Origin of the sequence: Bradyrhizobium sp. STM 3566 (assembly GCF_045571445.1) — a bacterium.
GTDB lineage: Bacteria > Pseudomonadota > Alphaproteobacteria > Rhizobiales > Xanthobacteraceae > Bradyrhizobium > Bradyrhizobium vignae.
Genome location: NZ_CP120692.1, coordinates 846,830 through 865,457, shown reverse-complemented (window position 1 = coordinate 865,457; position 18,628 = coordinate 846,830). Strand labels below are relative to the sequence as shown.

18 protein-coding genes are annotated in these 18,628 nt (G+C 64.8%); 9 read left to right on the top strand and 9 right to left on the bottom strand.

Annotated elements, in window-relative coordinates; genetic code table 11:
• Nucleotides 1–67: 67 nt before the first annotated feature.
• A complete protein-coding gene (gene gluQRS / locus P6U27_RS04080) occupies nucleotides 68–937 on the bottom strand; it encodes a tRNA glutamyl-Q(34) synthetase GluQRS (RefSeq protein ID WP_122400772.1) in 870 nt (289 codons plus the stop codon).
• Between the two features lie 130 nt (nucleotides 938–1,067).
• On the opposite strand from gluQRS, the gene P6U27_RS04075 reads away from it, so the two are divergent.
• The gene (locus P6U27_RS04075; RefSeq protein WP_407193693.1) at nucleotides 1,068–1,721 is read left to right on the top strand and encodes a DNA-3-methyladenine glycosylase family protein; all 654 of its coding nucleotides are present in this window, start codon (nucleotides 1,068–1,070) and stop codon (nucleotides 1,719–1,721) included.
• Here P6U27_RS04075 and P6U27_RS04070 read toward each other — a convergent pair.
• Nucleotides 1,718–2,602 (bottom strand): LysR family transcriptional regulator, encoded by an 885-nt coding sequence (locus P6U27_RS04070; RefSeq protein WP_407193692.1) that lies wholly within the window; start codon nucleotides 2,600–2,602, stop codon nucleotides 1,718–1,720. The two genes, P6U27_RS04075 and P6U27_RS04070, sit on opposite strands and share 4 nt — an antisense overlap.
• A 178-nt stretch (nucleotides 2,603–2,780) precedes the next feature.
• On the opposite strand from P6U27_RS04070, the gene P6U27_RS04065 reads away from it, so the two are divergent.
• The 5 genes from P6U27_RS04065 to P6U27_RS04045 all read left to right on the top strand — a co-directional run bounded on the left by P6U27_RS04065 (nucleotide 2,781) and on the right by P6U27_RS04045 (nucleotide 8,462).
• The gene (locus P6U27_RS04065) at nucleotides 2,781–3,755 is read left to right on the top strand and encodes a nitronate monooxygenase family protein (RefSeq protein WP_209294853.1); all 975 of its coding nucleotides are present in this window, start codon (nucleotides 2,781–2,783) and stop codon (nucleotides 3,753–3,755) included.
• Nucleotides 3,756–3,791: 36 nt separating this feature from the next.
• Nucleotides 3,792–4,976: an ABC transporter substrate-binding protein gene (locus tag P6U27_RS04060; protein ID WP_122400769.1), complete on the top strand. Its 1,185-nt coding sequence runs from the start codon at nucleotides 3,792–3,794 to the stop codon at nucleotides 4,974–4,976.
• A 15-nt stretch (nucleotides 4,977–4,991) separates the two neighbouring features.
• The gene (locus P6U27_RS04055) at nucleotides 4,992–6,506 is read left to right on the top strand and encodes an acyl-CoA synthetase (RefSeq protein ID WP_122400768.1); all 1,515 of its coding nucleotides are present in this window, start codon (nucleotides 4,992–4,994) and stop codon (nucleotides 6,504–6,506) included.
• Between the two features lie 216 nt (nucleotides 6,507–6,722).
• Entirely contained in the window at nucleotides 6,723–7,700 is a 978-nt protein-coding gene (locus tag P6U27_RS04050; RefSeq protein WP_407193691.1) for a peptidyl-alpha-hydroxyglycine alpha-amidating lyase family protein, read from the top strand.
• Between the two features lie 204 nt (nucleotides 7,701–7,904).
• A complete protein-coding gene (locus tag P6U27_RS04045) occupies nucleotides 7,905–8,462 on the top strand; it encodes an HNH endonuclease (RefSeq protein ID WP_025033554.1) in 558 nt (185 codons plus the stop codon).
• Between the two features lie 95 nt (nucleotides 8,463–8,557).
• On the opposite strand, the gene P6U27_RS04040 is transcribed toward P6U27_RS04045, so the two are convergent.
• Nucleotides 8,558–8,851, bottom strand: coding sequence for a hypothetical protein (locus P6U27_RS04040; protein WP_160118748.1), 294 nt, complete (start codon nucleotides 8,849–8,851; stop codon nucleotides 8,558–8,560).
• Nucleotides 8,852–9,055: 204 nt separating this feature from the next.
• Here P6U27_RS04040 and P6U27_RS04035 point away from each other — a divergent pair, with 204 nt between their 5' ends.
• Nucleotides 9,056–9,277 (top strand): dodecin, encoded by a 222-nt coding sequence (locus P6U27_RS04035; protein WP_129146234.1) that lies wholly within the window; start codon nucleotides 9,056–9,058, stop codon nucleotides 9,275–9,277.
• A 114-nt stretch (nucleotides 9,278–9,391) separates the two neighbouring features.
• The gene (locus tag P6U27_RS04030) at nucleotides 9,392–10,039 is read left to right on the top strand and encodes an HAD family phosphatase (RefSeq protein ID WP_162500539.1); all 648 of its coding nucleotides are present in this window, start codon (nucleotides 9,392–9,394) and stop codon (nucleotides 10,037–10,039) included.
• Nucleotides 10,040–10,053: 14 nt separating this feature from the next.
• On the opposite strand, the gene P6U27_RS04025 is transcribed toward P6U27_RS04030, so the two are convergent.
• The 6 genes from P6U27_RS04025 to P6U27_RS04000 all read right to left on the bottom strand — a co-directional run bounded on the left by P6U27_RS04025 (nucleotide 10,054) and on the right by P6U27_RS04000 (nucleotide 17,357).
• Nucleotides 10,054–11,022: an ABC transporter ATP-binding protein gene (locus P6U27_RS04025; protein ID WP_122400765.1), complete on the bottom strand. Its 969-nt coding sequence runs from the start codon at nucleotides 11,020–11,022 to the stop codon at nucleotides 10,054–10,056.
• Nucleotides 11,019–12,014 (bottom strand): ABC transporter ATP-binding protein, encoded by a 996-nt coding sequence (locus tag P6U27_RS04020; protein WP_122400764.1) that lies wholly within the window; start codon nucleotides 12,012–12,014, stop codon nucleotides 11,019–11,021. Before P6U27_RS04020 ends, P6U27_RS04025 begins: the two co-directional genes overlap by 4 nt.
• Nucleotides 12,014–12,931 carry an ABC transporter permease gene (locus P6U27_RS04015; RefSeq protein WP_122400763.1) on the bottom strand — a complete coding sequence of 306 codons (918 nt, stop codon included), beginning with the start codon at nucleotides 12,929–12,931 and terminating at the stop codon, nucleotides 12,014–12,016. Before P6U27_RS04015 ends, P6U27_RS04020 begins: the two co-directional genes overlap by 1 nt.
• Nucleotides 12,897–13,856, bottom strand: a complete 960-nt coding sequence (locus P6U27_RS04010; protein ID WP_122400762.1) for an ABC transporter permease — start codon at nucleotides 13,854–13,856, stop codon at nucleotides 12,897–12,899. Before P6U27_RS04010 ends, P6U27_RS04015 begins: the two co-directional genes overlap by 35 nt.
• Before the next feature lie 28 nt (nucleotides 13,857–13,884).
• A complete protein-coding gene (locus P6U27_RS04005) occupies nucleotides 13,885–15,675 on the bottom strand; it encodes a peptide ABC transporter substrate-binding protein (RefSeq protein WP_122400761.1) in 1,791 nt (596 codons plus the stop codon).
• Nucleotides 15,676–15,938: 263 nt separating this feature from the next.
• Entirely contained in the window at nucleotides 15,939–17,357 is a 1,419-nt protein-coding gene (locus P6U27_RS04000; protein ID WP_162500098.1) for a M20 family metallopeptidase, read from the bottom strand.
• A gap of 279 nt (nucleotides 17,358–17,636) precedes the next feature.
• Between P6U27_RS04000 and P6U27_RS03995 the strand changes: the two genes are divergently transcribed.
• Entirely contained in the window at nucleotides 17,637–18,608 is a 972-nt protein-coding gene (locus P6U27_RS03995) for a S1C family serine protease (protein WP_122400759.1), read from the top strand.
• The last annotated feature ends 20 nt before the right edge of the window (nucleotides 18,609–18,628 follow it).

Genomic DNA, 18,628 nt, shown 5'->3' with positions numbered 1-18,628 from the left:
ACTGGCCAAGCATGGCATGGAGGAACCCCCGGAGTCACGGCGACGTTTAGCTAACCCCCAGAGAAACTTAATCTAATCCCACCAGCTGGCGGACACGGGCAGGCGCGATGCCGGCCGCACGCAAGGCGCGCAGACCGGTCGAGCGGCTCGACTTCGACAACTTCCGGCCTGCCTCGTCGCGAATCAACCGGTGATGGCGATAGGTGGGTTCGGGCAGGCCGAGCAGGACCTGTAACAAACGGTGCACCGATGTGGCATGAAACAGGTCCTGGCCCCGCACGATCTCACTGACGCCCTGGAGTGCGTCGTCGACGATCACCGACAGATGATAGCTGGTCGGCGTCTCCTTGCGGGCCAGGATCACGTCGCCCCACACCTCGGGCCGCGCCGGGACGCTGCCGCGCTCGCCATCGGGCCCCTCGCCGAGCTCGTTCCAACTCAGGCCGGCGGCGCCGCGGCAGGCGGCCGCCATGTCGAGACGCAGCGCGTAAGGCGCGCCCGAGGCGATCAGCTGCGAGCGCTCGTCAGCCGACAGTGATTTGGCGTCGCCCGGATAAAGCGGTGCGCCGTCCGGATCGCGCGGCCATGGCCCATCGGCCTCGCGCGCGGCCACAAGCTTTGCGATCTCGGCCCGGCTTTCGAAGGCGGGATAGACGAGACCGAGCGCAGAGAGCTTTTCCAGGGCGGCGCGATAATCGGCGGGATGTTCGGACTGCCGGCGCACCGGCCTCTCCCAGGCAATTCCGAGCCAGGCGAGATCCTCGTAGATCGCCGTCTCGTATTCCGGCCGGCAGCGCGTCGCGTCGATGTCCTCGATCCGCAACAGCAGCCGCCCGCCGGTCTCTCGCGCGCGATCGAAATTGAGCAGCGCAGAATAGGCGTGGCCGAGATGCAGGAAGCCGTTCGGGCTCGGGGCAAATCGGAAAACGGGTGGCATGAGTTCTCGGTGTATCCGTCATTGCCGGGCTTGACCCGGCACTCCATCCTCCATGACTCTGTTACGATAGGAGATGGATGGCCGGGTCAAGCCCGGCCATGACGAGTCCCATAACAATGATCCCATAAGAATGACCATTCACCTCGAAACCCAGTCCGATCTCGAAGACGCCGTTCACGCGCTGATCAAGCGCGATCCGCGCCTTAAACCCGTGCTCGAGATCGCGGGCATGCCGGCGCTGCGGCGGCGCGAGCCGGGTTTTACGGGGCTGGCGCACATCGTCTGCGGGCAGCAGCTCTCGACCGCGAGTGCCGCGGCGATCTGGGGACGGCTGTCGGCGGCGTTCGATCCGTTCGACCATGACGCCGTGCGCCGCGCGCGCACCGACCGGCTGGGACGGCTCGGCCTCTCCGCCGCCAAGATCAAGACCCTCAAGCATCTCGCCCGCGAGATCACCGCGCAGCGGTTGAACCTGGACGTGCTTGCAGAAGAAGATGGCGATGCCGCGCATCACACGCTGATCGCGCTGCCCGGCATCGGGCCGTGGACCGCGGACGTCTACCTGCTGTTCTGCCTCGGCCACGGCGATGCCTGGCCGGCCGGCGACCTCGCGGTGCAGGAGGGCATCAAGATCGGGCTCGGCCTCAAGGCGCGGCCGACGGAGAAGCAAATGGCGCCGCTCGCCGAACCCTGGCGTCCACTGCGCGGCGCGGCGGCGCATCTGTGGTGGAGCTATTACCGCGCGGTGAAGAAACGCGAGGGCGTGCTCGCGGGGGCGGGCTAGCCCCGCAGCCGCGCGCGGTCGGCCCGGGCGCATTCGGCGACGAAATCGACCACGGCGCGCACCGCCGGGAGCTCGACGAGGTCGGGATGGGCCAGCAGCCACAGATCCGCGACGCTGGCGAGCTTCTGCGGGGCGACGCGCACGAGATCGGAATAGGCTTCGGCGACGAAGCACGACAGTGCCGAGATTCCGATCCCGGCGCGGACCGCCAGCATGTCCCCCTGGGAGGAGCAGCGCATCACCACCCTCGCCTGCCGCGTGACGACGTCGCTCCAGCGCGCGAGCTGCGCATTGGACGCCTGGTCGGCGAAACCGATGACGCTGTGCCCTTTCCACTCGCCGCGCCGTTCAGGCAGTGACCGCCCGGCGGCATAATCGCGGGAGGCATAGAATCCCGTGCCGAGACGGCCGATCTTGCGGCCAACCAGGTTTTCCTCGCCGCTGTCGACGGGCCGCAATACCACGTCCGCCTCACGCCGGCGCACGCTTGCCGGAAACGGATGGGTGATGATCTCGAGCTGGATATGATCGTGCGCACGCAGGAAGGCAGGCAAGCGCGGCATCAGCCAATGAGAGGCCAGCGTCGCGCCGATCGACAGCTTGACGATACCGCGCGCCTTGTGTCCTTTCGCCGCGACCGCGGTCTCGGCCCGTAGCGCCGCCGCAGCCATTGCCTCGGCGTGCTCGCGCAACGTCCTTCCATCCGCGGTCAGCGCCAGGCCGTCGGCGGCGCGCGCCACCAATCGGGTGCCGAGCTGGGCTTCCAGCGCCGCGATGTTGCGGCTGACGGTGGGATGGCTGGTGTGCAGCCGGCGGGCGGCGGCGGTGAAGCTGCCGGTATCGGCGACCGCAACGAAGGTCTTGCAAAGGTCCCAGTCCATCGGCAGCCTTGTTCATATCTAAATGATGGTCCGTTCATTATTGAACGGCCGGGCCGCGCCGTCCAACCTTATAATGGACTCAAATCCGCAACACGGGCGCCAATCCGCCCGCGCGACAATCAACATGGAAACGCCTCGTCATCCGCCCGCCGGCGGTGCCGCGTTTCAGGAGGACATGATGGCGCTGCCCACTCTCTTGAAGGATTCGCTCGAGCTGCCCGTCGTCGGCTCGCCCCTCTTCATCGTCTCCGGGCCGGAGCTGGTGATCGCCCAGTGCAAGGCGGGCGTGGTCGGGTCCTTTCCCGCGCTCAATGCCCGTCCGGCCGAGAAGCTCGACGAATGGCTGAGCCGCATCGAGGACGAGCTCGGCGAATACAGATCGCGCAATCCCGGCAAGAAGGTCGCGCCCTACGCCGTCAACCAGATCTGTCATACCTCCAACGACCGGCTGATGAAGGACATGGAGACCTGCGTCAAGCATAAGGCGCCCATCATCATCACCTCGCTACGGCCGCCGGCGGAGATCGTCGAGGCCGCGCACTCCTATGGCGGGCTGGTGTTCCACGACGTCATCAACGTCAAGCATGCGCGCAAAGCCGCCGAGCAGGGCGTCGACGGCCTGATCCTGGTCTGCGCCGGTGCCGGCGGACATGCCGGCACGCTGTCGCCCTTCGCGCTGGTCCGCGAGGTCAAGCAATGGTTCGACGGCGCGATCCTGCTGTCGGGCGCGATCAGCGACGGCTTTGGCATCGCCTCCGCGCTGACGCTGGGCGCCGACCTCGCCTATATGGGCACGCGCTTCATCGCCACGAGGGAAGCCAATGCCGACGAAGCCTACAAGTCGGCGCTGACGCAGCATGCCGCGCACGACATCGTCTACACCAACCTGTTCACCGGCGTGCACGGCAACTATCTCGGCCCTTCGATCGCCGCCGCCGGCCTCGACCCGGGCAATCTCCCGGTCGCCGACAAATCGAAGATGAACTTTGGCTCCGGCGGCAACATGAAATCGAAAGCGTGGCGCGACATCTGGGGATCGGGCCAGGGCATCGGACAGATCACCGATGTCCCTCCCGTCGCGGAGCTCGTCGACCGCATGAAGAGTGAATTCGATCAGGCCGGTCAGGATTTCCTGATGCGCGTGAGCGCCTGACGTCTCGGACCGGGCAAGAAAAAAAGGGAGGACATCATGAAGCTGGCAGCCGCATTGATCGGCCTGTCCCTGCTGGCGCTCGCCAGCGGCGGCGCCCATGCCGAAGGCAGCGGCGAGATCCGCATCGGACAAACCCTGCCCTATAGCGGCCCGGCCTCCGGCTTCGGCGCGATCGGGCGGACGCAGGAGGCCTTCTTCGAGAAGGTCAATGCCGAGGGCGGCATCAACGGCCGCAAGGTCAAGTTCATCACGCTGGACGATGCCTACTCGCCGCCAAAAACAGTCGAGCAGACCCGCAAGCTGGTGGAACAGGACGAAGTGCTGATGATGTTCGGCTCGCTCGGCACCGCCACCAACAGCGCCGTGCAGCGCTATCTCAACGGCAAGAAAGTCCCGCAGCTGTTCGTGCTCTCGGGCGCGACGAAATGGGCCGATCCGCAGAAATATCCGTGGACCATGCCCGGCATGGCCGCCTACGAGTCCGAGGGCGTGGTCTATGGCAAGCACGTGCTGCGGACCAAGCCCGACGCCAAGATCGCCATCCTGTCCCAGAACGATGATTTCGGCCGCGACTATGTCGCGGGCTTCAAACGCGCGCTCGGCGCCAAGGCCGCCAGCATGATCGTTGCGGAGCAGACCTATGAGACCAGCGCGCCGACGATCAGCTCGCAGCTCTCGACCCTGAAGGCGTCGGGCGCCGACGTGCTGTTCGGCGTCGTGCTCGGCAAGTTCACCTCGCAGATGATCAAGGGCGTGGCCGAGATCGGCTGGAAGCCCGAGCTGTTCTTCGTGCCGACCTCGGCCTCGTCGATCTCGTTCCTGGAGCCCGCCGGGCTCGACAACGCCGTCGGCCTGATCTCGTCGAGCAACCAGAAGGACACGATGGACCCGCAATGGGCCAACGATCCCGGTGTGAAGGAATATTTCGCCTTCATGAAGCACTACATGCCGAACGCGGATCTCTCCAATTCCAACTACGCAGCCGGCTACCACTATGCGACACTGCTGATGACCGTGCTGAAGGCGTGCAAGGATGATTTCAGCCGCGACAACATCATGCGCCAGGCGGCCTCGCTGAAGGAGGTGAAGCTGCCGCTGCTGCTGCCGGGCATGGCAGTTTCGACCGGCTCCGACGACTATCTGCCGTTCCAGCAGCTTCAGCTCCGGCGCTTCAACGGCAAGAGCTGGGTGGGGTTCGGTGACGTGCTGGACGATCGCTAGACTCGAGGGCACACAATGATCATCAGCGGTGAGCGCCAGATCGGCTACGACGAGATCCAGGCGCGCATCAGACGCGCGGCAAGCGGGCTGCGCACCCTCGGCCTTGCCGAAGGCGCGCCAGTCGCCATGATGCTGCGCAACGATTTCGCCCTGTTCGAGGTGGTCGCGGCCTCGGCCGCGCTCGGCAGCCCCGTGGTGCCGATCAACTGGCACCTGAAAGCCGGGGAGGTCCGCTATATCCTGACGGATAGCGCTGCGAAGATCCTGGTCTGCCACGCCGACCTGCTGCCGCAAATTCGTGGCGGTATTCCGGAAGATGTCCGCCTGCTCGTCGTCGCGACGCCGCCCGAGCTGGCGACGACCTTCGCCATTCCCCATGAGCTGACCGAGGTCCCGGCCGGACTGACCGATTGGGACCGCTGGCGCAACAGTCATCCGGAAATGCAGGAGCCGCCGCGCCGTGCCGCGGCGATGATCTACACGTCGGGGACCACGGGCATGCCGAAGGGCGTGCGGCGCATGCCGATGCAGCCGGAACAGGCGGCCGCCTCCGAGCGCGTCGGCGCGATCGCCTACGGCATCAAGCCGCGCGAGGACCAGGTCGTGCTGATCAACGGGCCAATGTATCACTCCGCGCCGCATTCCTACGGCATGATGGCCTTCCGCAACGGCTGCACCATCGTGCTGCAGGCGCGGTTCGACGCCGAGGAGTTGCTGGCGCTGATCGAGCGCCACCGGGTGACGCATATCCACATGGTGCCGACCATGTTCGTCCGCCTGTTGCGCCTGTCCGAGGCCGTCAGGCAGCACTACGACCTGTCGTCGCTGCGCTTCGTCGTGCATGGCGCCGCGCCCTGCCCGCCCGAGGTCAAGCGCGCCATGATCGATTGGTGGGGACCGGTCATCAACGAATATTTCGGCTCGACCGAGACCGGCATCCCGGTGTGGCACTCGGCCGAGGAGGCGCTGAGGAAGCCCGGCACGGTGGGCCGCGCCATCGAAGGCGGCATCGTCAAGATTTTTCGCGATGACGGCAGCCTTTGCGACGTCAATGAGGTCGGCGAGATCTACATGCGCCAAACGGCGGTGCCGGACTTCGACTATCACGGCAAGGCGCAGGCCCGCGCCGAAGCCGGACGCGACGGCCTGGTCAGCGTCGGCGACGTCGGCTATCTCGACGAAGACGGCTATCTGTTCCTGTGCGACCGCAAGCGCGACATGGTGATCTCGGGCGGCGTCAACATCTATCCCGCCGAGATCGAGAACGTGCTGATCGCAATGCAAGGGGTGCGCGACTGCGCCGTGTTCGGCATTCCCGACGCCGAATTTGGCGAGCGGCTGTGCGCCTGCATCGAGCCGGAGCCTGGTGCGCAGCTCACGGCCGCGGGCGTGCAGGCTTTTCTGCGCGAGCGATTGGCCAATTTCAAGGTGCCGAAGGAGGTCCAATTCCTGGACGCGCTGCCCCGTGAGGCGACCGGAAAGATCTTCAAGCGCAAGCTGCGTGATCCTTATTGGGCAAACCGGAGTTGAGGGCACGCGAACGAACAGCGTTGAGGTTGCAAACGGGGCGGCCATAGTTGCCAGGCGCTGTGACTATGAGCACAGCTTGAGCAACATCGTCATTGCGAGCGCAGCGAAGCAAATCCAGGTTGTCTTCGCGGAGGGATTCTGGATTGCTTCGCTGCGCTCGCAATGACAACGTGGAGACTGCATCGCAGCCCCGAGAGGGAATGAGGGAAGATACACATGCCAGCCATTCTCGGCAGCGGCGAGCACCGCTACCGCGTCGTCGAAAACTTCGCAAAGCTACCGGACGGCTGGCAACTCACCGATGTCGCCTCGGTCGCGGTTGACAGCAAGCACCAGATCTACGTCTTCAATCGCGGCGCCCATCCGATGGTCGTGCTGGACCGCGAGGGCAATTTCCTCCGCAGTTTTGGCGAAGGCCTGTTCTCCCGCGCGCACGGGCTGCATATCGACGCCGATGACAACCTCTATTGCACCGACGACGGCGACCACACTGTGCGCAAATGCACCACCGACGGCAAGGTGCTGCTGACGCTCGGCATCCCCGCAAAGCCGGCGCCGTTCATGAGCGGCGAGCCGTTCCACCGCTGCACTCACACCGCGCTGTCGCCGCAGGGCGAGATCTACGTCTCCGACGGCTATGGCAATGCGCGCGTGCACAAGTTCACGCCCGACGGCAAGCTGATCAAGAGCTGGGGTGAGCCGGGCACCGACCCGGGCCAGTTCAACATCGTGCACAATATCGCCACAGATGCCGACGGCTGGGTCTATGTCGCCGATCGCGAGAACCACCGCGTCCAGGTCTTCAATGGCGAGGGCAAATACGAGACGCAATGGAACAACCTGCATCGCCCCTGCGCGCTGTGCTGCTGTGGCGGGGCCGAGAGCCCGACCTTCGTGATTGGCGAACTCGGCCCGGGCCTTGCCATCAACCGCAATGTGCCCAATCTCGGCCCGCGGCTGTCGATCGTGGACGCCAAGGGAAATCGCATCGCGCGGCTTGGCGGCGAGGAGGGCCCGGGTGTTGCCAGCGGCAAGTTCCTCGCGCCGCATGGGATCGCACTGGACTCGAGGGGCGACATCTATGTCGGCGAGGTCGGCGTCACCAACTGGGAAACCAGCTTTCCGGACGAGGAGATGCCGGCCACGGTGCGAACGACGCGGTGCCTGCAGAAGCTGGAGCGGGTACGGGAGTAGCCGCCGCGGCAAGGCGAGCCCCTGCTGGGGCGGGCGGTTCCGCACGCCTCCGGAATCGCGGCTTTTTGAGCACTTTTGCCACCCCGCGGCCGCATTGCTTGCGCTTGAATAAGTCGCTCAACGGGCTTCACAATCCCGTCACGCTGCATGTAGTATGTCAATACATGCTGCTTCGCAGCGTACATTGGAGGCCGGGAGCGTTACTTGAACGCACATGTCTCGCAAGGCAGTTGGCCGGTGTTGGTGCTGAATGCGGACTTCCGGCCGCTCAGTTACTACCCACTGTCGTTGTGGTCGTGGCAGGACGCGATCAAGGCGGTGTTCCTCGACCGCGTCAACATCGTGGCCCATTACGATCAGGCGGTTCGAAGTCCGACGTTAGAAATGCAATTGCCGAGCGTGGTTTCGCTCAAATCCTTCGTCAAGCCGACCACCCATCCCGCCTTCACCCGATTCAACGTCTTCCTGCGCGATCGTTTCGCCTGCCAATATTGCGGCTCGCCCGAAGACCTCACCTTCGATCACATCATCCCGCGCAGCAAAGGCGGCCAGACCACCTGGGAGAACGTGGTCGCGGCGTGCTCGCCGTGTAATTTGCGCAAGGGCAACCTCACGCCGGCGCAGGCAAAAATGTTTCCGCGCCAGACCGCGTTCGCGCCCACCGTGCACCAGCTCCATCGCAACGGCCGTCTCTTCCCGCCGAATTATCTGCACGACAGCTGGCTGGACTATCTGTACTGGGATACGGAGCTGGATCCGTAGGGTTGCGAGCTGGAGGCGATGCAGTTCGGTCGTCCTCGCGGCATGCGATCAGCCATCTTCGTGGCTGCTCTTTCAATTGGCTGGCCCGCCACGGTCTATGGGCTGGATTGCGGACTTCCGATCCCCGCTTCTTTCGAGCGATCGACCCGAAAGTCGATCCAATCAAGAGAGCCGCTGATCTCGAGGGGCGTGTCGGTCTCGATACTCTGAGCCCAATTGTCTTCGGTGGCCGTCTCGTCAGCATCCGCCACCTCTCCGAACCCAACTCTGGGATTGAGCGTCTTGGATTCACGGACGTCATGGTCCTGAGGGGCGTACTTCCTCGCAGCAAGATCGATGGGATAGCGATGGTCGCGTTCGAAAGATGGTGTGACGGTGGCTGCGCTCACCGCCCGTTCGAGTGGGCTCCCGGCGCTTTGCTCACGATCGGAGTTTCACCTAGTCGCAACAAGGTCACCAGCGGCGACGTTGGCCGCTCCACCTCGGCTGCGCATGCGGGCCATCGCGCAGGACGGAACCGGACCGCCCCCGCGCTCGTTCAAATGGGAGCACACGCATCGACGCGTGGCGCAGCGCAACCGAGGGAGGCCATGATGCCCGCAGCCGAGCATGATCACGTCTACAAGATCCTGGACCTGGTCGGATCGTCCGAAACCTCGATCGACGACGCGATCAAGAACGCCATCAGCCGCGCGTCGAAGACCGTTCGCGAGATGAGGTGGTTCGAGGTGGTGCAGACTCGTGGCCACATCGAGAACGGCACTGTCGGCCACTATCAAGTAACCCTGCGCGTAGGCTTCACGCTCGAAGAGTGACTGCGGCCCCACGTTGGACGCCATCCGCAAACCTCGCGAACGGCGCCTTCGGAGCCCACCATTGACCCGCTGTCAGGCAGCATCGTACGCTTCCAGTCTATGCTCGTAGCGGCCATATCCGGCCGGGCCAAGAGTGTTGCTGTGGTTGATGCTGTCAAGCTCGTCCTGTTCGACATGGATAACGTCCTCTGTCGCTACGATAGGAGCAAGCGAGTGGCGTATCTCGCGGAGCTCGCAGGGGTCACGAGCGAGTTCGTCCACAAGGCGATATGGGAATCCGGGTTCGAGTCGCTCGGCGATTGCGGCGCTCTCGATGCTGCGGACTATCTGCGCGGCTTCGGCGAACGCATCGGCTGCCCCTTATCCCTGGAGGACTGGGTCGAGGCACGGCGCCGTTCCATGCAGCCCAATTCCGCGATGCTGGAGATTGCCGACAGCTTACGCAAAAGCGTCGACATTGCCGTGCTGACCAACAATACCACCCTGGTCGCGGACCACATCGACAGACTGCTGCCGGACTTGCGTCCGCTGTTCGGCTCCCGAATCTACACCTCGGCCCAGTTCAAGGCTGCAAAGCCGGACCCGCGCTGCTATCGCCTCTGCCTGGCGGAGCTCAATGTGAGGCCGGAGACCGTCCTGTTCGTCGACGATCTCGCGGCCAACGTCGCGGGCGCGCGAGAGGCGGGCCTGTTCGCGCATCACCACACGTCGGTGGAGGCCTTCAGGCTGGCTCTCTCGGAGCGCGGCCTGCCTCACGGCTGAATGCTTCGTACACGTCAGGCGAGATGGCACGCCACGAAGTGCCCTCCCGCCCCCTCCTTCAGCGCCGGCGCGCTCTCGGCGCAGCGCGGCTGGGCGATCGGACAGCGGGTGTGGAAGTGACAGCCCGACGGCGGCTTCATCGGGCTCGGCACGTCGCCCTTGAGGCGGATGCGCTCGCGCTTGAGCTTGGGATCGGGCACCGGCACCGCCGACAGCAGTGCCCTGGTGTAGGGATGCTGCGGATTGCGGTAGAGATCGCTGGCCTTGGCGAGCTCGACGATGCGGCCGAGATACATCACCGCGACGCGGTCGGAGATGTGCTCGACGACAGAGAGGTCGTGCGCGACGAAGAGATAGGTGAGGTTCAGCTCGGCCTGGAGATCCTCCAGGAGGTTGATCACCTGCGCCTGGATCGACACGTCGAGCGCGGAGACCGGCTCGTCGCAGACGATCAGCTTCGGCTCGACCGCAAGGGCCCGCGCGATCACGATGCGCTGGCGCTGGCCACCAGAGAACTCGTGCGGATAGCGCCGCATGTGCTCGGCCTTGAGTCCGACCTTGACCAGGAGGGCCGCGACGCGCTCCTCGCGCTCTTTCGGGGAGGCGGCGAGATTATGGATGGTGAAGGCCTCGCCGAGGATGGCGCCGACCGTCATGCGCGGATTGAGCGAGGCGAACGGATCCTGGAACACCAGCTGCATGTTCCGCCGCATCGCGCGCAGATCGTTGCCGCCGAGCTTGCGCACGTTCTGGCCGTCGAAGATGACCTCGCCGTCGGTCGGCTCGATCAGGCGCAGCACGCAGCGTCCGGTTGTCGACTTGCCGCAACCGGATTCGCCGACGAGACCAAGCGTCTCGCCGCGGTTGACCGAGAACGACACGCCGTCGACCGCATAGACCGTGCCGACCTGGCGCGACAGCAGGCCGCCGAGCACGGGAAAATGTTTCTTCAGGCCGCTGACGCGGAGCAACGGTTCGCTCATGACGCGGCTCCCACGCTTGTATCTCCCAAGTGGCAGGCCATGCGATGGCCGGGCGAGACCTCGCGCAGCAGCGGCTCCCTTTCGGTGCAGACGTTCATGGCGAACTTGCAGCGCGGCGCGAAGCGGCAGCCGACCGGCGGATTGATCAGGATCGGCACCGAGCCGCCGATCGCCTCCAGCCGCGTCTTGTGTTCGCTGTCGAGGTCGATGCGCGGGATCGAGCGGATCAGGCCTTGCGTATAGGGATGGCGGGGATCGCCGAAGAGATCATCGACGGGCGCTTCCTCCACGACCTTGCCGGCATACATCACGACGACGCGCTGCGCGGTCTCGGCGACGACGCCCATGGCATGGGTAATCAGCATCACCGCCATGCCGAAGCGCTCCTTCATGTCCTGCAAGAGGTCGAGGATCTGCGCCTGGATGGTGACGTCGAGCGCGGTGGTCGGCTCGTCGGCGATGATCAGCTTCGGCTTGCAGGCGAGCGCCATAGCGATCATGACGCGCTGGCGCATGCCGCCGGAGAACTGGTGCGGATAATTGTGCACGCGGCCTTCGGCATTGGGGATCTGCACCAGCTTCAGCATCTCGATGGTGCGTTCGAGCGCCTGCTTCTTGGTCACCGCTTCATGCCGGCGCAGGCTCTCGGCGATCTGCTCCCCGATCGTGAGCACCGGATTGAGCGAGGTCATCGGCTCCTGGAAGATGAAGCCGATCTCCTTGGCCCTGATCTCGTCGAGCTGATTGCTCGTCAGCGGCACGAGATCGCGGCCCTCGAAGATGATCTGGCCGGCCGCGATGCGGCCCGGAGGCATCGCGATCAGCTTCAGGATCGACATCGCGGTGACGGTCTTGCCGCAGCCGGACTCGCCGACGACGCAGAGCGTCTCGCCCTTGTTGATGGAGATGTCGACGCCGTCGACGGCCTGGAGGATGCCGTCGTCGGTGGAGAAGTGGGTTTTCAGGCCCTTGATCTCGAGCAGCGGCGCCATCAGATCACCCGTCGCGCATCGAGCGCGTCACGCAGGCCGTCGCCGATGAAGTTGATGGCGACCACCGCAATGAAGATCGCGCCGCCCGGAAACAGCGCCCAGTGCGGGCCAATGTCGAGAAAGTCCTTGGCGTCATACAGCAGCCGTCCCCAGGTCGGGGTGTCCGGCGGGAAGCCGAGGCCGAGGAAGGACAGCGTCGATTCCGCGATGATGGCGGCGGCGACGTCGATGGTGCCGGCAATGATCACGGGGCCGACCGCATTGGGCAGGATGTGCCGCACCACCTGCCGCACCGGACTGGCGCCGAGCGCGCGGGCCGCCTCGACGAACTCCTTCTCGCGGATCGACAGGAACTGGGCGCGCACGAGCCGCGCCACCGGCATCCAGCGCAGGCCCCCGATCACGAGCACGATCAGGATGAAGATGCCGCCCTCCGGGCCGAACACCTGCTTCAGCCCGTCACGGAAGAGATAGATCAGCAGCAGGAGCAGCGGCAGCTGCGGCAGCGAGAGGAACAGGTCCGTGAGCCACATCAATCCGTGCCCGAGGGCGCCGCGCGACATGCCGGCAAGCGCGCCGATCAGCGTGCCGATGAAAACCGAGACCAGCATCGCGGCGAGCCCGACCGCGAGCGAGATCCGGCCGCCATAGATCATGCGCGCCAGAATGTCCTGGCCGAGATCGTCGGTGCCGAAGGGATGCGCGAGCGATGGCCCCTGCAGGCCGGCGACGATGTCGATCTCGTTGATCTTGATGCGCCAGATGAACGGGCCGACCACCACCGCCAGCACCAGGATCAGGAGCAGGAAGGCGCTGATCACGGCGAGCCGGTGGCGGCTGTAACGCCGCCACGTCTCGCGCCAGGGCGAGTAGACGCCCCGCTCAGCGGAGGGAGATGCGAGGGTCAAGCCAGCCATAAAGGACGTCCGCGATGAGGTTGAACAGCACCACGAGGCACGCGAAGACGAAGGTGACGGCCATCACCACCGGCGTGTCGTTGGAAAGGATGGAGGAGATCAGCAGCGAGCCGATGCCGGGAATGCGGAAGATCTGCTCGGTGACGATGGCGCCGCCGAACACCGCGGGCATCTGCAACGCAATGAGCGTCACGACCGGGATCATGGCGTTGCGCATCACGTGCTTGACGATGACCTTGGCCTGGCCGAGGCCCTTGGCCCGGGCTGTGGTGACGTAGTCGAGCCTGATGACGTCGAGCATCGCCGAGCGCACGAAGCGCGTCATCGACGCCGCCTGGAACAGGCCGAGCACCGCCACCGGCATGATCGCCTGACGAATCATCTCAAGCACCCAGCGGATGCCGGTCGCCTTGATGTCGGTGGTATAGACGAACGGCAGCCAATCCAGCGTAACCGAGAAGATGAGGATGAACAGGATGCCGGTGAAGAAGGTCGGCAGCGAAAAACCGACGAAGGCGAGCGTGTTGGCAATCTGGTCGAACAGCGAATACGGCTTGGTCGCAGCATAGACGCCCACCGGGATCGCAATCAGGAGCGCCAGGATCTGCGCCGAGCCGATCACGTAGAGCGTGGCCGGCAGGCGCTGCAGGATCAGCGTGTCGACGTCCATCCGGCTGACGAAGGAGAAACCCCAGTCGCCGTGCAGCATGGCGTTGAGCCAGTGCAGGTAACGAAGGTAGATCGGATCGTCGAGGCCGAACTTGGCCCGAAGCGCGGCCTGCACTTCGGGCGGTACGTTCGGATTGGTCGCCAGTTCGGAGAACGGATCGCCGGGGGCGAGCGCAAGCACGACGAACAGCACGACCGAAATTCCGAGCAGGCTCGGAATCGCAATCAGCAGGCGACGCAGGACGTATTGACTCATGAGGGAAGGCCCCGTCTAGAGCTGGGGATCATTCCTCGCGGTACCAATCGTGCAGATTGTCGGTTTCGTTAGCCCAGCCGCTGATGATGGGGCGCAAATTGTTGGCCGCCGCTTCCACCTTGAGCCGATGCTGCACCGGGATGAACACGGTGTCCTGATACATGAGGTCGTTGGCCTTGATGTAGTGCGCTGCCCGCTTGAGCGGATCCATCTCGCTTTCAGCGGCTTCGATCGCCGCATCGTAGTCCTTGTTGACCCAGCGCGGGAAGTTCGTGCCTTGCCACTTGTTCTCCTTGGTGGCGACGTTGGTCGACAGGAAGCGGCGCATGTGCTGCGACGGATCGGGTTGGCTCAGCGGGATCTGGAACATCTCGATGTCCGCATAGAATTTCGCGTAGGTGTCGGGATTGGCGACGTCCGACGAGAAGAACACCGAGGCCACGACCGACTTCAATTCGACGTCGATGCCGGCCTTCTGACAGGCCTGCTTGACGATCGCCTGCGTCTTCTGGCGCGGGCCGTTGATCGAGGTCTGGTAGAGCAGCTTCAGCTTCTTGCCGTCCTTCTCGCGAATTCCGTCCGCGCCCGGCTTCCAGCCGGCATCGTCCAGGATCTTCGAAGCCTTCTCGATGCTGAATTCCCACGAGGTGTTCTTGGAGACGAACTTTTCCGGGCCGTTGAGGAAATTGGCCGTGGTGCGGCCGGCACGGCCGTAGATCGCCTTCTTCACCGACTCGCGATCGACCAGCAGCGACAGCGCCTTGCGCACGGCGGGGTCCGAGAACAGCGGATGCTTGGTCTTCATCGACGACTTCTCGCCGTCGACCTCGGTGTTGGGGTCGGTGAAGTTGAGCGCGATGAACTCGGTATCGCCGCCGACGGCATAGATGGTCTTGCCCTTGCCGCCCTTCTCCAGGCGCAGGAGGACGTCGTCCTCGACCTGGATGTTCCAGCCGAAATCGTACTCGCCGGTCTGGATCACGGCGCGCGCGGCCGAGACGGCGTCACCACCGCCCTTCATCTCGACCGTGTCGAAATAGGGCCGGTTCGGCATGTGGTAATCGGGATTGAGCTGGCCACGGACGAGATCACCGGGCTTGAATTCGACGAACTTGTAGGGGCCGGTTCCGACCGGCGATAGGTTGGCCGGTGCCTCCCGCGATTTGGATCCCTTGTAGTCGGCGAACAGATGCTTGGGGATGATGGTGTTGGGAGCGCCAACGAAGGCGTCCGCCCAGAACGGCGTCGGCTTCTTGAAAGTGATGCGAACCGTCAGGTCGTCTACTTTCTCAACGGTGATGTCACGATAGGTCGCCACGGTAATGGCGGCGGTCGCGGGATCGATGATGTATTCCCAGGTGAAGACGACGTCATCGGCGGTGAACGGCTTGCCGTCGTGCCATTTCACGCCGGGCTTCAGCTTCCACGTCACCGACTTGCCGTCAGCTGCGAGCAGGCCGTTCTGGATCGACGGGATCTCCGCCGCCAGCACCAGCTTCATGTTGCCGTCCGGATCCCAGCAGGCGAGCGGTTCATAGAACAGGCGCGAGCCGTCCTGATCCTTGGTGCCGGTAGCGAAATGCGGGTTGAGCAAGGTCGGGCCCTGCCACCACAACAGCTTCAGCGCACCACCACCGCCGCGCTTGGTCGGCTTGTACGTCGAGGCGCCCTCGGCCATGGCGACGCCGCCGAGCGCGAGGATCTGGTTGGCCAGGGGAGCGGTGAGACCAACGGCGGCCATGTGCTTGATGAAGCCGCGGCGATCCATCCGCCCGTCCTTCACCTGGCCGATCATCGAACGCAGTTCTTTATCCAGCATGGTTGTCCCCCGTCTGGTTCCGGTATGGATGCAGGCGGCCGCAAGAGGCGACCGCCGGTTTTGGCTGGCGGTAGATGGCACACCGAATGGGGTGCACGTCAACAGGGACCGTGTGTATGCAAACGGTCTTCTGGCTTTCCATTGAGCAAAATTGCGTTCCGCAGCCCATCCGTTCGGCAATCCAGCATGAAAATCTGCTGGATTTGCGCGCTGCACTGCGGAAAATTTGTTCGCCGGATCAGACGAAGTATCGAGGCGGAATTCTACGCCACGGACATGTCGAGCGGCGGCGCGACGTGATCCGGCAGCGGACAGACGTAAGGCGTCTTGGCCGTCCGCTTCTGAAGGTCCGCCTTGGCGGCCTTGATCAGCGTCGGTTCCGTCAACGCCTTGATGCCGAGGCCGGCCATCGCCTTGGCCGCCTGCACCATGGCCTTGTGGGCATGCGGGCTCTTTCCCTGCGCCACCACCTGCCAAGTGTGGAAGGGCGTGCCGATCGCAACCGTGGGTGCGTGCACCTGCACCGTCGGCACCACCCAGCTCACGTCGCCGACATCGGTCGAACCTACGAGCGGGTTGCGCTTGGCATCGAGCGGCACCAGGAAGTCGGCCAGCGGCCGATCGGTCGGCTCCATGCCGATCGCGTAATAGACCGACGCGATGTCCTTGTCGCTCAGGGTTGCACGGATCTGGCTGGCAAAGCTCTTGTCCGCATCGTCGAAATGCGGCGGTCCGAGTTCTTCCATCACTTGGTGCAGCGCCTGTTCCAGCGGCGCGTTCGGCAGGATGTTGGAGACAGCGGAGATGATCTTCATCTCGACTTTGGTCTCGGTCATCAACGCGGCGCCCTGCGCAATCTTGGAGACGCGCTCGACCAGTTCGTTCATGCCGGGAAGATCGCGGGCGCGGATCGAGTAGCGCACCCGCGCATGGGCCTGCACCACGTTGGGCGCGATGCCGCCGGTGTCGAGCAAGGCGTAGTGCACGCGCGCGTCGCTCGGCATGTGCTCGCGCATGTAGTTCACGCCGACATTCATCAACTCCACCGCGTCGAGCGCCGAGCGGCCGAGATGCGGCGAGGCCGCCGCGTGTGAGGTGCGGCCGGTGAAGATGAAATCCGCGCGCGTGTTGGCGAGCGACGGCGTCACCGCGACTTCCCAGAAACTGTGCGGATGCCAGGTGATGGCGATGTCGGCGTCCGCGAACGCGCCGGAGCGCACCATGAAGGCCTTTGCCGCGCCGCCCTCCTCAGCCGGGCAGCCATAATAGCGCACGCGGCCGGGCACCTTGTTCTCTGCCAGCCAGTCCTTCACCGCGGTCGCGGCGAGCAGTGCGGCGGAACCGAGCAGATTGTGACCGCAGCCATGGCCATGGCCGCCGGTCTCGACCGGGCGATGCTCGGCGACACCCGCCTCCTGGCTGAGACCCGGGAGCGCATCGTACTCACCCATGAAGGCGATGACCGGACCGCCCTCGCCCCACTCGCCCATCAACGCGGTCGGGATGCCGGCGACGTTCTCGGTGACGCGGAAGCCCTGATGGCGCAGCTCGGCGAGATGCTCGGCGGCCGATCGTGACTCGGTGTAGCAGACCTCCGGCATGCCCCAGACCCTGTCGCTGAGGTCGATGAAACGTGCCTTGATCGTGTCGATGCCACGCCAGATGTCGCTGCGGTTGTCCATGTTGTCGTCCGTGATCCCAAGGTCAAACGAAGCGGCAATGGTTAGCAGCTTCGCTGTGCGGCGCCTAGCATCCCGCCGGACAGCAGCCATGCGGCCGATGCCGGATCGCACGGCGCCCAGTGAAAGGGGTGTTTCCGTGCCTTTCAAAGATTTCACCCGGCGTTCTCACGAATATTGGGAACGAGGCTTTCAAGACGGCCTGCTCCAGCTTAAATTACGCGTGCTTCGCGCGTCGTTCCGCTAACCCGCCGGAGTGACGCTCTCAGCCAGGAGAACTCCATGAGCACTCTGACCGAATGGAGAGTGCCGCCGGCGAACCAGCCGCGGGCGAGCGACTACGGTTTCGATCTCGACCGCGCTCTCGGCTCCGTCGTCGGCCTGCACGCCCTGATCCCGCCGGATGCCTTCAGCGCCGAGACGCTGGGCACCGAACGGGCCGGCAACGGCGTCGTGATCGACGATGGGCTGGTGCTGACGATAGGCTATCTCATCACCGAGGCAGAAACGCTCTGGCTGCACCGCGCCGACGGGCGCGTGGTGGAGGGCCATGCGCTCGGCTTCGATTCCGAGACCGGGTTCGGGCTGGTGCAGGCGCTCGGCCGGCTCGACGTCGCGCCGCTGCCGCTGGGCTCGTCGGCGGCAACCCGGATCGGCGACCGCGTCGTGGTGGGCGGCGCCGGCGGCCGCACGCGCTCCGTCGCGAGTCAGATCGTGGCCAAGCAGGAATTCGCCGGCTACTGGGAGTATCTGCTGGATGAGGCCATTTTCACCTGTCCCGCACATCCGAACTGGGGCGGCACGGCGCTGCTCAACGAACGCGGCGAGTTGATCGGCATCGGCTCGCTCCAGCTCGAGCGCGAACGGGAAGGCAAGGCCGAGCACGTCAATATGAACGTGCCGATCGACCTCTTGAAGCCGATCCTGGAGGACTTGCGCAAATTCGGCCGCGTCAACAAGCCGGCGCGGCCCTGGCTCGGGCTCTTCTCGACCGAGATCGACAACCGCGTGGTGGTGATCGGGATCTCCGGCAACGGCCCGGCCGCCCGCGCCGAGCTCAAGACCGGCGATGTCATCCTCGCCGTGGACGGCGACAAGGTCACGAGCCAGATCGATTTTTACAAGAAGATGTGGGCGCTCGGCCCCGCCGGCATCGACGTGCCGCTGACCGTGCACCATGAAGGCGTCACCTTCGACGTCACAGTGACCTCGACCGATCGCTTCAAGCTCCTGAAGGCGCCGAAGCTGCACTGATCCCAAGGCTCGAGGAAGCG

Excerpts from the sequence above, each read along its gene's own strand:
- gluQRS (WP_122400772.1), bottom strand. The coding sequence starts at position 937 with ATGCCACCCGTTTTCCGATTTGCCCCGAGCCCGAACGGCTTCCTGCAT.
- P6U27_RS04075 (WP_407193693.1), top strand. The coding sequence starts at position 1,068 with ATGACCATTCACCTCGAAACCCAGTCCGATCTCGAAGACGCCGTTCAC.
- P6U27_RS04070 (WP_407193692.1), bottom strand. The coding sequence starts at position 2,602 with ATGGACTGGGACCTTTGCAAGACCTTCGTTGCGGTCGCCGATACCGGC.
- P6U27_RS04065 (WP_209294853.1), top strand. The coding sequence starts at position 2,781 with ATGGCGCTGCCCACTCTCTTGAAGGATTCGCTCGAGCTGCCCGTCGTC.
- P6U27_RS04060 (WP_122400769.1), top strand. The coding sequence starts at position 3,792 with ATGAAGCTGGCAGCCGCATTGATCGGCCTGTCCCTGCTGGCGCTCGCC.
- P6U27_RS04055 (WP_122400768.1), top strand. The coding sequence starts at position 4,992 with ATGATCATCAGCGGTGAGCGCCAGATCGGCTACGACGAGATCCAGGCG.
- P6U27_RS04050 (WP_407193691.1), top strand. The coding sequence starts at position 6,723 with ATGCCAGCCATTCTCGGCAGCGGCGAGCACCGCTACCGCGTCGTCGAA.
- P6U27_RS04035 (WP_129146234.1), top strand. The coding sequence starts at position 9,056 with ATGCCCGCAGCCGAGCATGATCACGTCTACAAGATCCTGGACCTGGTC.
- P6U27_RS04025 (WP_122400765.1), bottom strand. The coding sequence starts at position 11,022 with ATGAGCGAACCGTTGCTCCGCGTCAGCGGCCTGAAGAAACATTTTCCC.
- P6U27_RS04020 (WP_122400764.1), bottom strand. The coding sequence starts at position 12,014 with ATGGCGCCGCTGCTCGAGATCAAGGGCCTGAAAACCCACTTCTCCACC.
- P6U27_RS04015 (WP_122400763.1), bottom strand. The coding sequence starts at position 12,931 with ATGGCTGGCTTGACCCTCGCATCTCCCTCCGCTGAGCGGGGCGTCTAC.
- P6U27_RS04010 (WP_122400762.1), bottom strand. The coding sequence starts at position 13,856 with ATGAGTCAATACGTCCTGCGTCGCCTGCTGATTGCGATTCCGAGCCTG.
- P6U27_RS04005 (WP_122400761.1), bottom strand. The coding sequence starts at position 15,675 with ATGCTGGATAAAGAACTGCGTTCGATGATCGGCCAGGTGAAGGACGGG.
- P6U27_RS04000 (WP_162500098.1), bottom strand. The coding sequence starts at position 17,357 with ATGGACAACCGCAGCGACATCTGGCGTGGCATCGACACGATCAAGGCA.
- P6U27_RS03995 (WP_122400759.1), top strand. The coding sequence starts at position 17,637 with ATGAGCACTCTGACCGAATGGAGAGTGCCGCCGGCGAACCAGCCGCGG.